The organism is Streptomyces sp. SAJ15 (assembly GCF_007595705.1).
Taxonomy (GTDB): Bacteria; Actinomycetota; Actinomycetes; order Streptomycetales; family Streptomycetaceae; genus Streptomyces.
The window spans coordinates 342,698-359,155 of record NZ_NISY01000005.1 but is presented as its reverse complement, the minus strand read 5'-3'; the positions used below and the strand labels follow the sequence as shown (position 1 = coordinate 359,155).

Genomic DNA, 16,458 nt, shown 5'->3' with positions numbered 1-16,458 from the left:
GCGCGAGGCTCCTATGAGCCTTCGTTCTCGCGTTATCTCATTGAATCCACGAGGATGTGCGAATCGGTAGGCGCATGCGGCCGTGAAGGAAGCGGGAAGAGCCCGGTGGAGGCATGTGTGATGACCGCAAAAGCGCGGAGGGGCTGCCCGACCGTCGATAGCCGACGGCCGTCGCGAGGATAACGGGCGGACGGCCGAAGGCGGGTGCGCGGGGTGCCGCGCGCGCGGCGGCACGACCCGTCCCACAGGGGGAAGCGGGCCGTGCCGCCGCGGTCGAGGCGCGGACCACCGAGGCCGCGCGGGGCCGGGAGTCGGTCAGGGCGGGGTGAGTTCCAGCCCCATGCGCTGGGCGAGCCCCTCGGCGAGCGCCGCCACAGTGGAATGCTGCCACACGAAATTCCCCGGCAGTTGGATTTCCAGGTTCCTTTCCAGGATCGACCTCAGCTCCATCGCCAGCAGCGAATCGAATCCGAGCGCCTTCAACGGAATCTGCGGATCGAGGGAGGTGGCCCGCAATCGCAACACGGCACGGATATGGTCCGCCAGATAGATTTCCAGGGCGGCCCGGCGGCCCAGACCGGCGGGGAGGTCGTGCAGACGGGCGCGAATCCCGTCGTCCCGCGGCGGTCCGCCGTCACCCGTCCGTGCGTCGTCGGCCGGCTGCCCGTCGTCGTCCGGCCGATCGTCCCGGGTGAACAGACCGAAGAAGTCCGAACGCCGCCCGGCGGCGGGCACCCAGGTGTCCGGCTCGCCGGGGATGACGCCGGTCTGCGTCCGCCGGTGGCGCAGCAGCAACTCCAGCGCCGCCAGGCCCTCCTCGGTGGAGAGGGTCCGGTAGCCGCGGGCGGCGAAGTCGGTGGCGACACCGGTCTCGCCCCACGGACCCCAGTTCACCGCGAGCGTCGGCAGCCCGCGCGCGGAACGCCACGCGGCGAAGCCGTCCAGCCAGGAGTTGGCGGCGGCGTACGCGCCCTGCCCGGGGTTGCCCAGCAGCGAGGCCATCGAGGAGAACACCACGAACCAGTCCAGTTGGCGGTCGGCCGTCACCTGGTGCAGCCGCCACGCCCCGACCGCCTTGGGCGCCCAGACCCGACGGAGCTGATCGTCCCGGATGTTGACCACCGCGGCGTCCTCCAGCGCCATGGCGCAGTGCACGACCCCGTACAGCGGGGCTCCCTCGGCCTCGACCGCGGCCATGAGCCGTTCGCCGGTGCGCGCGTCGGCGATGTCGCCGAGGACGACGGTGATCCGGGTTCCGCCGGCGGTGAGCTCGTCCAGGAGTTCGGTGACGACCGGGGAGGGGCGACTGCGCCCGTTGAGCACGAGGTGCCCGGCTCCCCGGTCGGCCAGCCAGCGCGCGGTGGCCAGCCCCAGGCCGCGCAGCCCGCCGGTGACGAGATAGGCGCCGCCCGGCCGGACCGTCGGCGCCCCCTCCGGCAGCACCGCGGTCGCCTCGCCGCGCTCCGGGACGGTCAGGACCACCTTGCCGATGTGACGGGCCTGCGCCATGTGCCGGAAGGCGTCGGTGGCCGCGGAGAGCGGGAACGCGATGCCCGGCAGCGGCTTCAGTCGACCCGCCGCCACCTCGCCCAGCACCTCCCGCAGCAGGGCGGCGAAGGCGTCCGGGCGGGCCCGCTGCAGCTCGATCAGGTCCACGGTGCTGAGGGTGATGTTGTGGCGCAGCGGCGCGAGCCCCAGCGGGCTGTCCGCGAGGATGTCCCGCACGCCCAGCTCGACGAAGCGGCCGAACGGGCGGAGCGTCTCCAGACCGGCTCGGATCGCCGGCCCGGACAGGGAGTTGAGGACCACGTCGACGCCCTCGCCGCCGGTCGCCTCCCACACCTGGTCGCGGAAGTCCAGCGATCGGGAGTCCATCACCTCCGCGATGCCCATGGCGCGCAGACAGCGCCGCTTCTCCTCGCTGCCCGCGGTGGCCAGCACCTCGGCGCCCAGCGTACGGGCCACCTCGACCGCGGCCAGCCCGGTGCCGCCGGTCGCCGAGTGGACCAGCACCCGCTCGCCCGCCGTGAGCCGAGCGACCTCGCGCAGCGCGTACCAGGCGGTGAGGTACGCCACCGGCAGCCGCGCCGCCACGACGGGGTCGAGCCCGGCCGGCAGCGGCGCGACGGCCGCGGCGGACACCGTGAGGAAGGAGCCGAACGCCCCGCCCCGCAGGTCGACCGCCAACACCTGGTCACCGGGGCGGACCTCGGTCACCCCGGGACCGGTCGCGGTGACGACGCCCGCGCACTCGAAGCCGATCCGGTACTGGACGTCCCGGTCCCCGGGGAGCAACCCCATGGCGGTGAGCACATCGCGGAAGTTGAGCCCGGCGGCCTGGACGCGCAACTCCACCTCGCCCTGGCCCGGCGTCCGGCGCCCGACCGCGGCCAGCTCCAGGCTCCCCAGGTCGCCGGGGTGGGCCGCCCGCAGCCGGAACCCGTCCAACCCGTACCGCACGGTCCGGGCGGCCGCCCCGGCCCGCTCCCACTCCGCCGGGGAGACGCGGCCGAGCCGGGAGGCGTAGCGGTCCGTGCCGCGCAGCCCGACCTCGTCCGCCACCCCGTCACCGGCGAGTTCCGCGGCCACGCCGCGCAGCTCGGTGTCGGCCGGGTCGGCGTCCACCAGCGTCGCCCGGAGCTCGGGGTGCTCGAGCGCGAGTACGCGCACCAGCCCGCGCAGGGCACTCGGCCCCAGGTCGGTCTCCTCACCCGGGAGCACCGCGCGCGCCCCGCGGGTGACCGCGTAGAGCCGCGGCGGGGTGCCGGGCACGTCGGCGGCCACCTGGGCGAGGGCGACCAGCTGCCGCGCGTGCCGCAGCCCGGCCACGGTCGGATCCTCGCCGGGGCGCGCCTCGCACAGCAGGGCCACGGAGCGCGGCGGCACCGAGCGGGTGGACAGCCGCCAGGCGAGGGTCTCCCGGAGCGCCTCCACCGGCTCGTCCCCGTCCGGGCCGGTCCAGACCTCCACCTGCGCCCCGGTCGCCTGTAGGGACTGTTCCAGCGTGCGCACCGAACTGCCGTTGCCGCCGGTGAGCACCACGTCCTTGGGCGCGGCGTCCGGCGTGGGCTCCTCGAGAGCGGCGGGCTGCCAGCCGGCCTGGAGGAACCAGCCCTCGGTCCGGTCGGGAGCGGGCTCGGTACGCCGGGCGAAGCGCAGTCCGTCGACGGCCAGCACCGGCCGGCCCGCCTCGTCCAGCAGGCGCACGTGCCCCGTCACGGAGTCGGTCGCGGGGTCGACGAGACGCACCTGCCCGTAGACGGCGGTCGCCGGGTCGCCGAGGATCCGCACCGCCCGCATCCCCACCGGCAGGATCAGGGACGGCTCGGTCTCCGAGATCAGACAGGCCATGGGGAGCTGGGCGCAGAGGTCGACGAGGACGGGGTGGACGGCCAGCCCGTGCTCGGGCGCCCAGGCGGCCGCGGGCAGTTCGAGCCGCGCCCAGAAGCCGTCACCGCGGCGCGAGGCGTTCAGCTCGGTGACGCCCTGGAACGCCGGACCGTGCACCAGGCCGCAGGCCCGCATGCTCGCGTACAGGGCGGCCGGGTCCAGCGACAGGGGGTGACGCAGCGTCAGGCTGTCCACCGACACCGGCCGCGACTGGCGCGGCGCGGTGCGACGGTGCAGCTCCGCGGTGGCCTGCCGGACCCATCCGCCCTGCGGGTCGCGGCCGAAGATCTCACACCGGGCGCGGTCCGGCCCGGTGGGCGTCACCGTCGTGGCGACGGGTGTGTGCTCCGCCAGCCGCAGCAGCTCCAGGAACCGGAGGTCGATCACGTCGATCTCCTCCGGTGGAGCGTCGAAGACCGCGCAGCCGCAGGTCAGCGCGAGGGCGTGGTGGGCCGCCCCGGGCAGGACGGTGGAGCCGTGCACGGTGTGGTCCGCCAACCACGGCAGCGCTCCGGTCCCGGCCTCGCCGCGCCAGTAGTGCACCGCCGGGTCGCCGGGAGCCTCCCGGCGGACGCCCGGCAGCGGTGCGCCCGTCCCGTCCTCCGCCGCCGGATCCGCGGCTGGTCCCGCCGTCGGCGTCGCCGGTCCTGTCGCCGGTTCCGCCGGCGGTCCCGCCGCCGGCGGGGCGGGCGGCACCCAGTGGCGCTGCCGGTCGAAGACGATGGGCGGCACCTCGGCCAGTCGGCCTTCGCCGTAGAGGACGGTCCAGTCCACCGGCACACCGGCGCAGTGCAGCGCGGCCAACTGGGTCCGGAAGGTGGCACGTTCGGGCTCGCCGCGACGCAGCGTGGGCACCACCACGGCCGCGTCCGGCGGCCCGGGCAGGCTCCGCGCGAGGGAGTGGGCCACCACCGGGTGCGGGGAGACCTCCACGTACACCCGATGGCGATCGGCCGCGGCGGCGGCCAGCGCGGCGGTGAACCGGACCGGCTGGCGCAGGTTCGCGCACCAGTAGGCGGCGTCGAAGCCGGCCGGTTCCGTCGGCTCGTCCGACACCGTCGAGTAGAAGGGCAGCCGGGGCCGGCGGGGCTCCAGCTCCGCGAGCTCCGCGGCCAGTTCCGGGAGCAGCGGGTCCACCTGGGGGGAGTGGGAGGCGACGTCCACGGCGATCATCGCGGCCGGGAGCGAGCGGGCCTCCCAGACGGCGACCAGCCGCTCGACCTCAGCGGTGTCCCCCGCGATCACCGTGGACCCGGGGGCGGCGAGCACCGCGACCGAGACCCCGTCGGCGCCCGCGGCCGCGAGTTCCTCCGCCACCTCCCGCGCGCCCAGCCCCACGGTCGCCATGGCCCCGCTGCCGGCGATCCGGTCCAGCAGCGCGGAGCGGCGGCAGGCCACCCGCACCCCGTCCGCCAGGGAGAGCCCGCCGGCCACCACGGCCGCGGCGACCTCGCCGAGGGAGTGGCCGATGACCGCGGCCGGTTCGACCCCGTGGGCCCGCCACAGCGCGGCGAGCGCCACCTGGAGGGCGAACAGCGCGGGCTGCACCCGCCCGCACCCGTCGAGCGGGGCGCCGCGGCGGATCGCGTCGAGGATGCACAGACCGCTCTCGGCGCGGATCAGCGCGTCGACCTCCGTCAGCGCCTCCGCGAAGGCCGGCTCCTCCGCCAGCAGCGTGCGCCCCATGCCCGGCCACTGCGATCCGTGCCCGGAGAACACCCACACCGGGCGCCGGACGACATCCGGTCCCACCGCGCCGGACACGGTGCAGGGCCCCGCCTGTCCCTCGGCGAACCGCCGCAGCTCGGCGACCAGTTCGCCGCGCGTGGCGGCCACCACGCCCAGCCTCCCCCGCCCGGGGGAGCGCCGCAGCGCGAGGGTGTGGGCGACGTCCGGCAGCGGCGCCTTCGCCCCGTCGTCCTCCAGCCAGTCCGCCAGTCTCCGGGCCGCGGTCGGCAGCGCGTCCGGCGAACCCGCGGGAACCAGGAAGACCTCGGGCCGCGGCGCGGCCTCGCGGCGGTCGGCGCCGTCGGGGCCGTCCGCGCCGTCGGGGCCGTCCGCACGGTCGTGGCGCTCGGCGCGGTCATGGCGGTCGGGGTGGTCGGGGTGGTCGGGGCGCACCGCGCGGGGGAGCGGCCGGCGGGCCGGCGGCGCCTGCGCCAGCACGGCGTGCGCGTTGGTCCCGGAGAAACCGAAGGAGGAGACGGCCGCCAGGCGCGGCTCCTCGGGCGTCGGCCAGGGGGTGAGCTCCGTGGGCACGAAGAACCGGGTGCGCTCCGGCGAGAGGGCCGGATTCCACCGGGTGAAGTGCAGGTTGGGCGGGATGAGGCCGTGTCCCAGAGAGAGGATCGCCTTGATCAGTCCGGTCACCCCGGCGGCCGGTTCGAGGTGGCCGAGGTTGGTCTTGACCGAGGTGAGCGCGCAGCGATCGCGCCCCTGCCCGTACACCGCGGCCAGCCCGGCGAACTCCGTCGGGTCGCCCAACGGGGTGCCGGTGCCATGGGCCTCCACCATCCCGACCTCGCCGGGATCGACGCCGGCGCGGGCCAGCGCCTCCTCGTACAGGGCCTGTTGGGCGGCGGCCGAGGGGGCGGCGAGGCCGTCCGAGGCGCCGTCCTGGTTCACCGCCGTGCCGCGCACCACGGCCAGCACCCGGTCGTCGTCCCGCTGTGCGTCGCCGAGGCACTTCAGTACGACGATCCCGCACCCCTCGCCGCGCACGAAGCCGTCGGCCGCCGCGTCGAAGCTGTGGCAGCGCCCGGTCGGCGAGAGCATGCCCATCCTGGCGAAGGAGCCGGTGACCCGCGTCCCCAGGGCGAGCGAGACGCCCCCGACCAGGGCGAGGTCGCACTCGCCTGAGCGCAGCGCCTGGCCGGCGAGGTGGAGCGCCACCAGCGACGACGAGCAGGCCGTGTCGAGCGCCAGGCACGGGCCGTGCAGCCCCAGCAGGTAGGAGATCCGGCCCGGGGCCACACAGTGGCCGTTGGTCAGCACGGAGCCCTCCAGGGACTGGGGGAGTTCGGCGAGCCGCTCCATGTAGTCGCCGTAGCTGAGCCCGACGAAGATCCCCGTCCGGGTGCCCTTCAGCCGGTCCGGGGCGAATCCCCCGTGCTCCAGGGCCTCCCACGCCACCTCCAGCAGCAGCCGGTGCTGTGGGTCGAGCACATCCGCCTCGCGACCGGACACGCCGAAGAAGCCGGCGTCGAAGCCGGACACGTCACTCAGATACCCGCCCTGGGCGACCGCGTCGGCGCCCCGGCGGTCGGGTTCCGGGGCCGGGCCCGGCAGCAGTTCGGGCCGGCCGGGTGGCGGTTCCCCCACGGCGTCCCGTCCGTCCCGCAGCAACTGCCAGAAGGCGGCGGGGGTGTCCGCGCCGCCGGGGAGCCGGCACCCCATGCCGACCACGGCGACATCCGTCATCGCATCGCCGGACCCTCGCGTGTGGTGGTCCATCGCGTCCTCTTTCCTCGTTCTCGGTTCCTCGCGGGGCGGCCGGCCACCGAGGGAGGGGCCGCCCCGCCGCCGCGGTCAGACAGCATCCGGGCGACCCAGCAGGACGACGTGCTTCGCCCCGCCGACCTGGTAGTTGAAGTTGAGCGCGTAATCGAAGTCGAGCCGCCGCGAGTGAACGCCCGGCACCGGGTCGAAGGGCAGCCCCTCGACGGGCTGTTCGCAGTTGGCGGTCGGGCAGACCTCGCCGCGCTCCAGCATCAGCGTCGTCAGGGCGACCCCGAGGCAGCCGGACGGTGCCCCGTTGTGACCGAAGCAGCCTTCCTGCGAGGTCATCAGCGGCTCGACGCCGTCGCCGTACAGCTCGCGCACCGCGTTCGCCTCGAAGGCGGTCACCACGACATTGCCGTCACTGCCGCCGTGGATGTACGGGATCTGTTCGATGCGCCACCGGTCGCCCAGGCACCTGCGCACGGCCGTCACCAGTTCGGCGCCGGACTCGTCGGCGGCGAGCGGGTTGCCCAGCCCGTCCCGGGTCAGGGCGGTGGCCAGGACCTGGCCGTAGGTGTAGGCGCCGCGGCGCTCCGCGTGCTCGCGGCTCTCCAGGATCACGGTCGCCGCCCCCTCGCCGTGGTTGATGCTGCTCGCCCGGCGGTCGTAGGGACGCATCAGCGACTCGAACGAGGGCACCAGGTCGGGCATGCCCTCGGCGTCGGGCACCGCGTCGGCCCGCGCCACGTCGGCTCGCACCGTGTCGTACGCCGCCTGGGTGTCGTGCAGCAGACGCTGGATGTTCTGCAGGAGCCGCAGGTTGAAGACGTCCACCCCGGTGACGACCGCGAGGTCAACCTCGCCGTGGGCGATCATCCGACGGGCGTTGCCGATCTGGACGGCGGAGGAGGCGCAGCCGCAGGAGACCGTGAAGCACGGACCGGTGGACCGGGCCAGGGCGGACTGGACGAGAGCGACGTCGGACGGGGTCATGGCCTGTTCGGCGGAGACGAACAGATCCATGGCCGCCAGCCCGCCCACCGCGTCCGGATCGGCGCCGAGCACCGACAGATAGCTGTCGATGTTGGTGTCCACGCTGCCCCGCCCGACCAGGATGGCGGCTTCCTCGAGATCGCCGGCGCGGTAGTTGAGTTGCCCGTCCGCGCAGGCTTCCGCCATGGCCATCAGACCGAACCGGTGGGCGGCGGTGTAATGCCGGGAGAAGAATTCCGGAATATCGGGGAGTCGTTCCTCGAACATCGCGGGAGTGAGGTTCACGGAGCCGAAGTAGACTTCGTCCCGGGCGAGACACGTGGCGCCCCGGGAGGCGATGTCCCACAACTCGGCCGCGGTGCGGACCGGTTCGTGGATGCCAGGCAGGCAGAAGCCCATTCCGGTGACCATGACGTCTCTGGCGTTTCCGGCGTGTCGGGCGGCCTCTCGTGTATTCATGGAGTACCTCCGGGCGTGGGGGAATTACGCATGGATTCCCTCCTGCGGGGATGCGACTTCACCGAAGTACGGCTTGTCGTTGGGCGTTTGACTTTAACTTCGGTGGATGAGGCGAGGAAGGGAGTGAACGATGCGTGGGGGTGGTACGAGAAGGTATTCACGGGTGCGGCGAAAGGGGTTCTGCCAAAGGCCGGAGAGGACGGTGAAGAGAAGGTGGAGAAAGCAGGGAAAGGTGCCCTTCCCGTGGGGAAGGGCACCGGGGCGATGTCGGAGCCGGCCGGCCCTCAGATGGCGGGCGCCGAAAGATACGTATAGGAAATCCCGGAGCCGACGCCTCCCGGGGTGGTGACGGTGATCGGCGCGGTGCCGCTCCCGGGCGGGACCACCGCGGTGAGCCGGGTGTCGGAGAGCACGGTGAAGGTCGCCGAGGCGGAGCCGAACCGGACCGCGGAGGCCCAGGTGAGGCCGGTGCCGGCGATGGTGACGCTGTCGCCGCCGGACTGCGGGCCGCGGTCCGGGCTGACGGAGACGAGCACCGGGGCCGCGAGATAGGCGTAGCGGACCCCGTTGCTGACGCCGGCGGTCGTCTCGACGGTGATCTGCGCGGTGCCGACCCCCGGCGGGGCGACCGCGGTGATCCGGGTGTCGGACACGACGGTGAAGGACGGGGCCGGCACGCTCCCGAAGCGCACCGCGGTGGCCGTGGAGAGGTGGTCGCCGGTGAGCGTCACGGTGTTCCCGCCGCCGATGGGGCCCATGGCGGGGCTGACACCGGTGAGCGTCGGCGCGCCCAGGTAGTAGTAGGCCAGACCGTCGCTGACACCTCCCGGGGTGGTGACGGTGACCGCGACCGGGCCGACCACGCCGGGCGGCACGACGGCGCTGATGCGGGTCGCGGAGACCACGGTGAAGGAGGTCGCCGGGACGGTCCCGAAGTGGACGGCCGTGGCCCCGGTCAGACCCGTCCCCGTCAGCGCGACGACGTTCCCCCCGGAAACCGGGCCCGAGTCGGGGGTGATCGCGGTCAGCCGGGGGGCGGCCACGGTGAGGTAGGTGTAGGTGACGTTCTGGGTGCTCGTGCCGCCGAACAGCGTGCTCACGCTGACCCGGACGGTGCCGGCGCCGGGCGGCGTCACCGCGGTGATCCGTGAGGAGGATTCGACGGTGAAGCGGATGGCCGGCAGTGAGCCGAACCACACCGCGGTGACCGCGCTGAAGCCCGAGCCGGTCACCGTGACGAGCGCGCCGCCCGAGGCCGGGCCGGACGACGGGGAGACGGAACCGACGACGGGCCCTACCTGCTGGGCGCTCTGACGGCCTGATGGATCGTGGAGCTCACGCATGGAATCCCTTTCCGGGGAGAGCCCCGGCCGGAGGGGGGTTGACCGGCCGGGGCTCGCTTTGCGGGGGCCGTGGGCGGGCCTTCGGTCAGATACCCGGTCCGGCGACGTAGCTGAAGGCGCCGGCGCCGGTGACGGTGCCGCCGGTGGTGGTCACCACGACGTCCGCGGCACCCGCCGTCCCCGGCGGGGTGACGGCGGTCAGGCTGGTGTCGGAGACCACCACGAACGGCGCCGAGGCCCCGTCGAAGGTGACCGACTGGGTGGTGCTGAGCCCCGTGCCGGGGATGGTCACCGGGGTACCGCCGGACGTCGGCCCGGTGGCCGGAAGCGGGGCGCCGATCGTGGGGACGTCCACATAGGTGTAGGACAGCCCGTTGTTGGTGCCGCCGAGCGTGGTGACGCTGACCGCCACGGGTCCGGCCGCGGCGCCCGCCGGCACCGTGACGCTGAGCTGGCTGTCGCTGAGCACCACCGGGGTCACCGCGTTGGCGCCGAAGTTCACCGCGGAGGCGGTGGACAGGCCCACACCGGTGAGGGTGACGGTGTTACCACCGGCCGTCGGCCCGGACAGGTCGCTCAGCCCCGACTTGAACGGGGCGCCCACATAGTAGAAGGGCAGCGGATTGCTGACGCCGCCGAGCGTGACGACCGTGACGTCGACCACTCCGGTGCCGGAGGGCGAGATGACGGTGACCGAGGTGGCGGTGTTCGCGGTGATGGTCGCCAGCTTGCTGCCGAACTTCACCGCGAGCGCGCCGCCGAGGTTGGTGCCGGTGATGGTGACCGTCGTTCCGCCGCCGGTCGATCCCTGATTGGGAGAAATGGGCATGGCCACTCCTTCTTTGGTTATCGGTGCGATGGGGGAATCCCGCGCGATGGAGGCGCGTTGGAACGGGGCGAAATCCGCCCGGCTGGCATCGTGCGCGCACGTCGAGGTGAAGGGACGCTCCGCCGTCGACGGTGTGCCGACGCCGCCACGGCCATGGGCCCGAAGCTCCCCGGACGCGGCGTGTGGTGCGCGCCAGCCGGCGACTCGTAAGGCGCCGGCTGGCGCCTCCCAATCCTTTTCCGGGGACGCCCAGGTGACTTTCGGCGAGGCCGCCGCCCGATGTGAGGCAAAGGCGAGGGCAAGCCGAACGCCACTCCCCGGAAAGGATGGGCGACCCACCGGATTGGATAATGACAAGTAATCCATTCGGCTGTTACGCGGGGCAATAGTCGCGCGGCCCTGTCACCCGGATGGCGGGTCGTGACGCCTGGTGCGTCGTACTACCCCCGTGCCCCCCGCGGGGCCCCGCCGCCCCGCCCCGGGCCGCTGCCCGCGCCCGGGCTCCGCGCCGGCGCCGCCCGGCCCCCGCGCCGGTCACGGCCCGCGGAGCGACGTCGCCGAGCGCGTGGCGCGCCCCCGGCGGCGGACGGCGGGACGGGGCGCGCGCGTGGGTCCGAGGGCGCGTGGCTCCGAGGGCGTGGAAGGGGGACGGCGCGGGTCGGGGCGGGTCAGCGGCCCATCGTGAGGCCGTCCCGGTCGGCGCCGCGGTCGAGGACGGCGTCGCGGACGGTCTTCAGAGCGGTGGAGTAGCGCGCGTCGTCCGGGTGCTCGGCCAGGGCCTGGGGGAGGTTGACCACCCGGATGGGATCGTTGTCGACCACGTAGGGGATGAACTCCGCCTTCCGCACCGTCCACGCGGCGCCCCCGGCCGTGGCCGGGGCGAAGGTGAAGCGGGCGGCGGAGCCCATCTGGCCGCGGGGGTCGCCCATCACACCGGCGATCTGGTCGCCCATCCCGTAGACCACCCAGACGCCGTTGACCTTCTCGTACGCCTGGGGCACATGGGCATGGGTGCCGATGATGAGATCGATGTCGCGGTGGCCCCGGTCGGTCGAGGCGGTGAGCCTCCGGGCCACGAAGAGCTGGAGCTCGTCGGGGGCGCGCTGCCACTCGGTGCCCCAGTGCAGGCTCACCACCACCACCTCGGCTCCGGCCCGGCGGGCCGCCCGGGCGTCCCGGACGATCCGCTCCGGGTCGATGAGGTTGACCAGCCAGGGTCGGCCCTCGGGGACGGGTATGCCGTTGGTGCCGTAGGTGTACGCCAGATGGGCGACCTCGGCATCCCCCGCCTTCAACAGCGTCCAGTCGCGCTCGCCGGCGGAGCGGGCGGTGCCGGCGTGCCGGAGGCCGGCCCGGTCCATGGCGTCGAGGGTGCGCCGCACCCCCTCGGCGCCGGCGTCCAACGTGTGGTTGGAGGCGGTGGAACAGGAGTCGTAGCCGGTGTCCCGCACCGACTGGGCGAGCTGCGGCGGGGTCTTGAAGGCGGGATAGCCGGTGAACGGGCCGCCGTCGGAGCCGTAGACCGTCTCCATATGGCATATCGCCAGGTCAGCCTCGCTGACCAGGGGCTGGGCCCCGGCGAGCATACGCCGGAAGTCGTACCCCTCGCCGCCCGCGTCGGCCCGCGCCTGACGGATCACCGAGGCGTGGACCAGGAGGTCGCCGGTGGCCAGCAGGGTGAAGCCCCGGCCGGCCGGCGCGGGCCCCTGCTGCGCGCTCTGGTGCACGGATCCGGCTTCGCAGGCCAGGGCTATGCCGAGCAGGAGCGCGGCGGCCGCCGGCGCGGTTCGGTGGCGCAGGGAGTGGAACACGGTGCACGCCGCCTTCGTATGCGGACAGGAATGTCGATAATGAGATTTACCCACATAGCTGCCTCCTTCGCTCCCTCGGTGGCGCTCGGCACCCGACCGGGGCCGGCGGCGGAGGTACGGAGTGCGGGGGCCGCCCCCGCGTACGCGCGGGAGCGGCCCCCGTGGCCCGTAGGCCCGTGAACGGGTCGGGATCAGCCCACGGCCGTCACCCGGTGATGATCGCCGGGTCGCTCACGCCCGGCTCACCCGTCTCCACGTGTCCGGCGAAGCGCCGTAGGAACCTCTCGTCCGTGTCCGAGGTGATGGACAGGTCGTACCAGCGGCTGCCGCGGCGCGGTTCCACCGTGTGGGTCACGGTGCGGCCCGCGCGCACCCGGAAGGTCTCGCTCCGGCCGGTGTAGGCGTCGGTGAGGGTGAGGTGGGCGTCGACCGTGCCCGGGTTGGTCATGGTGAGCCTGAGCCGTCCGCCGCGGGCCACGTGACGGGCGGTGACCTCGGGGTCGGTGGCCGAGCCGGCGCCCCTGAAGCCGCGCAGGAAGCCGTTCGGGCCGTGCACCGTCAGGTCGTAGACGCCCCGGGAGTAGGCGGTGTTCCAGGTGTCGGAGATCTTCTTGCCGGCCTCGGTGGTGTAGGTCCACGGGCCGTCGGTGCGGTTGCCGGAGGTGACGGTGAAGCAGGCGCCCGCCTTCTCGCCTCCGCTGAAGGTTAGCGTGACGCGGCCGGTCGACGGGGTCGTGGAGCCGTCGGTCAGCGGGGCGTACTTCAGCGGGCGGGTGCGCCGGGAGCCCTTCTCCTGCTTGGGCATCGAGGGGTCGGCCGGCGGCGTGGGCGAGTAGTCGGGGTGCCGCTTGTCGTCGATCGGCCGGTACGCGTCGGTGTCGGGGAGCTCGGCCGGCCGGGTGCGCCGGTGCTCGAAGTCGAAGGCCGAGGTCAGGTCCCCGCAGATGGCCCGGCGCCAGGGCGAGATGTGGGGCTCGACCACGCCGAAGCGGCGCTCCATGAACCGGATGAGGGAGGTGTGGTCGAAGGTCTCCGAGCAGACGTAGCCGCCCTTGCTCCACGGCGAGACGACCAGCATCGGCACCCGCGGGCCGAGGCCGTACGGACCGGCCGGCCGCTTGCTGTCGCCCGGGTAGAGGTCGAGGGAGACGTCGACCGTGGACTTGCCCCGGGACGCGTCCTTCGGGGGGAGCGGCGGCACCACGTGGTCGAAGAAGCCGTCGTTCTCGTCGTACGTGATGAACAGGGCCGTCTTCGCCCACACCGCCGGATTGGAGGTGAGCGCGTCCAGGACCTGGGCGATGTACCAGGCGCCGTAGTTCGAGGGCCAGTTGGAGTGCTCGCTGAACGCCTCGGGGGCCGCGATCCAGGAGACCCGCGGCAGCTTGTCGGCCTTGACGTCCGCCTTCAGCCGGTCGAAGTAGCCGTCGCCGTTCTTGACGTCGGTGCCGGTGCGGGCCTTCTCGTACAGCGGGTCGCCCGGCCTGGCGTCGCGGAAGGCGGTGAAGTAGAGCAGCGAGTTGTCGCCGTAGTTGCCGCGGTAGGCGTCCTCGATCCACCCCCAGGAGCCCTTGGCGTCCAGACCGTCGCCGATGTCCTGGTAGACCTTCCAGGAGATGCCGGCCTTCTCCAGACGCTCGGCGTAGGTCGTCCAGCCGTACCCCAGCTCGTCGTTGCCGAGGACCGGGCCGCCGCCCTTGCCGTCGTTGCCGGTGTGGCCCGTCAGCATGTAGTAGCGGTTCGGGTCGGTGGAGCCGATGAACGAGCAGTGGTAGGCGTCGCAGACGGTGAAGGCGTCGGCGAGCGCGTAGTGGAAGGGGATGTCCTCACGGGTCAGATACGCCATGGTCGTGGTGCCCTTGGCGGGCACCCACCTGTCGTACCCGCCCCCGTTGTACGCGGCCTGGCCGTCGGTCCAGCCGTGCGGCAGACCCTCCAGGAACCGCATGCCCAGGTCGTCGGCGTCCGGGTGGAACGGCAGCAGGTCCTTGGCGCCGTCCGACTGGTGCCAGACGGACTTGCCGTTCGGCAGCGTCACCGGGCGCGGGTCACCGAAGCCCCGCACGCCCTTGAGCGCGCCGAAGTAGTGGTCGAAGGAACGGTTCTCCTGCATCAGGACGACGATGTGCTCGACGTCCTCGATGGTGCCGGAGCGGCGCGTGGCCGGGATGGCGGCGGCGCGGTCGATGCTGCTCGACAGGGCCGAGAAGCCCGCGGCCGCGCCGGCGATCTGGAGGAAGCGCCGCCGGTGGTAATCGGACATGAGACGGGACCTCGTGGTGTGCGGGGACGGGGGGCCAGATGGGATGTTCCCAGCGCAGCGAGCTCCGGGGAAGCGGTGGTGTCACGGACATGGCGAGGTGCCGTACGCCAGGCGAACAGCGTTGCCGTGCACGGTGGTTCTCCCCGCGCGGCCCGCGCGGGGCGCGGTGCGGGGATCAGCCGACCGGCCCCGGGGAGACCGGGCTGGCCGCCGAGGCGCCGCGGAGGATGGTGCCGAACAGCTCCTGGAGCTCGGGTCCCGGGTCGACGCCGTACTCGTCCGCGAGCAGGGTCCTGGTCTGGTGGTACACCTTGAGCGCCTCGGCCTGCCGGCCGGCGCGGTAGAGGGCCTGCATGTGCAGCCAGCTCAGCCGCTCCCGGGTGGGGAACTTCTGGCTGACCGTGGCCAGGTCGGCGGCGATCACCGAGGGGTCCCGGCCGTGCAGCAGCTCCGCCTCCCAGCGGCTCTCCAGGGCCAGCAGCCGCAGCTCCTCCAGCCGGGCGGCGGCGTGCGCGGCCGGTTCGTAGTCGCGCATCTCCGCGTACGGGGAGCCGCGCCACAGCGCCAGGCACGCTTCGAGCGTGGCGCCGGCCCGCTGGAGCTGCCCCGTCAGCAGCAGCCGTCGCCCGTCCCGCAGCAGCTGTTCGAAGCGGCAGGCGTCGATGAGATCGGTGTCCACGTCCAGCACATAGCCGGAGAGCTCGCGCCGCAGGATCTGGTTCCGGCTCCTGGGCGGGCTGTTCGGCTCCAGCTTGCGCCGGAGGTTGGAGACGTAACTGTGCAGGTTCGCCATCGCCGCCCGGGGCGGATTCTGCGGCCAGACGGCCTCCTTGAGCCGCTCCGGCGCGACCACCTGCCCCGGAGTCAGCAGCAGGGCCGACAGCACCGCGCGCTGTCGGGCCGGTCCGAGCTCCACCGGACGTTCTCGTGACCACACCTGTAGTGGGCCGAGAACGCGGACATCCAACGTTAAGGCTGAAGCCACCGAGTACCCCCGCTCCAGTCGCGACTGAACAACGGTCGTAGTGCGCGACGACATGACGTACCGCCCCGAGCTGGCGCTGGACCATCGCCGGTGCACGGCTGCCTCGCACGACGATCAAAGCGCACGTTTGTGGCATATCCAAGACCGCCAGTGTGCCTTGGATATGCCGGATGAGTCGGCTTTCACCGGGAATCGATCGCGGGCGGCGGTCGTTCCTTCGGGCCGTAACGGCGTGGGCGGGCTAAACGTGAGTAACGACACGCCAGTTCGACGCCACATCGTGGAGGCGATCACCGCCGGGTGGTGCCCGGACGACGTCGCGGTCGCTCGTCCAGCCGACCTCGGCGTCGATCGTCCGGCCGCCGCCGAGGGTCGGAGGCGCTTCCCGGCGGAGGCACCTCAATTCCCTTCCGCTTCTCATGACCACGGTTTTCCCCGGTTTTTGTTTTTCGTTGGTGGCCGACGTCGTCGCGGGGGTCGTTCAAGACGGCTCCAAGACGGCTCCAAGTCGGCGCCAAGAACCCGGAGGTAAGGTTCCGGATGCCGGGTGGGGGATCTCGTCTGAAATCACTTCCGTGACATCGGGAAACATGCGGAAGGGCGTGCCCAGAATCCGACGCTGAGCACTTCCCTCGCAGGGGCGGTCGAGTGGCGGCGAGGAACCGATTCGATGCGTACATCGAAAGGCGTGGCGTCTGAGATGAGCGAATTAGCGGGGGACCCGATAGTGGTCGTCGGGGCGTATGGCGAACTGCCCGGAACGGCGCGGCCCGAGCCCTTCGACGCCGCCTTCTTCGGGCTGTCGGCCGAGGAAGGCGCGGCCGCCGGGCCGGAGGCGCGGCTCATGACGCGGCTTGGCTGGACCGCCCTGGAAAACGCGGGAATCGTTCCCGAAACGCTCGGGGGCGCGGCTGTGGGCGTCTTTATCGGCGGACCGGGCGGGG

Annotated in this window: 7 protein-coding genes and 1 pseudogene; 1 reads left to right on the top strand and 7 read right to left on the bottom strand. The window is 73.2% G+C overall.

The window, feature by feature from the left end; all coding sequences use genetic code 11:
- Nucleotides 1-315: 315 nt before the first annotated feature.
- The 7 genes from CD790_RS16595 to CD790_RS16565 all read right to left on the bottom strand — a co-directional run bounded on the left by CD790_RS16595 (nucleotide 316) and on the right by CD790_RS16565 (nucleotide 15,445).
- Complete coding sequence (locus tag CD790_RS16595) at nucleotides 316-6,843, bottom strand: type I polyketide synthase (protein ID WP_186319057.1); 6,528 nt, start codon at nucleotides 6,841-6,843, stop codon at nucleotides 316-318.
- Nucleotides 6,844-6,918: 75 nt separating this feature from the next.
- The gene (locus CD790_RS16590; RefSeq protein ID WP_144383999.1) at nucleotides 6,919-8,283 is read right to left on the bottom strand and encodes a beta-ketoacyl synthase N-terminal-like domain-containing protein; all 1,365 of its coding nucleotides are present in this window, start codon (nucleotides 8,281-8,283) and stop codon (nucleotides 6,919-6,921) included.
- Between the two features lie 284 nt (nucleotides 8,284-8,567).
- Nucleotides 8,568-9,626 carry an IPT/TIG domain-containing protein gene (locus CD790_RS16585; RefSeq protein ID WP_144383998.1) on the bottom strand — a complete coding sequence of 353 codons (1,059 nt, stop codon included), beginning with the start codon at nucleotides 9,624-9,626 and terminating at the stop codon, nucleotides 8,568-8,570.
- 85 nt (nucleotides 9,627-9,711) lie between these two features.
- Complete coding sequence (locus CD790_RS16580) at nucleotides 9,712-10,455, bottom strand: IPT/TIG domain-containing protein (RefSeq protein ID WP_144383997.1); 744 nt, start codon at nucleotides 10,453-10,455, stop codon at nucleotides 9,712-9,714.
- Nucleotides 10,456-11,123: 668 nt separating this feature from the next.
- Complete coding sequence (locus CD790_RS16575; protein WP_144383996.1) at nucleotides 11,124-12,266, bottom strand: CapA family protein; 1,143 nt, start codon at nucleotides 12,264-12,266, stop codon at nucleotides 11,124-11,126.
- Nucleotides 12,267-12,471: 205 nt separating this feature from the next.
- Entirely contained in the window at nucleotides 12,472-14,529 is a 2,058-nt protein-coding gene (locus CD790_RS16570; protein WP_144383995.1) for a phosphocholine-specific phospholipase C, read from the bottom strand.
- A 175-nt stretch (nucleotides 14,530-14,704) separates the two neighbouring features.
- Nucleotides 14,705-15,445, bottom strand: coding sequence for an AfsR/SARP family transcriptional regulator (locus CD790_RS16565; protein ID WP_186319056.1), 741 nt, complete (start codon nucleotides 15,443-15,445; stop codon nucleotides 14,705-14,707).
- A 739-nt stretch (nucleotides 15,446-16,184) separates the two neighbouring features.
- On the opposite strand from CD790_RS16565, the pseudogene CD790_RS36845 reads away from it, so the two are divergent.
- Nucleotides 16,185-16,454: pseudogene (locus tag CD790_RS36845) on the top strand (beta-ketoacyl synthase N-terminal-like domain-containing protein); the annotation flags it as partial.
- Nucleotides 16,455-16,458: the final 4 nt, after the last annotated feature.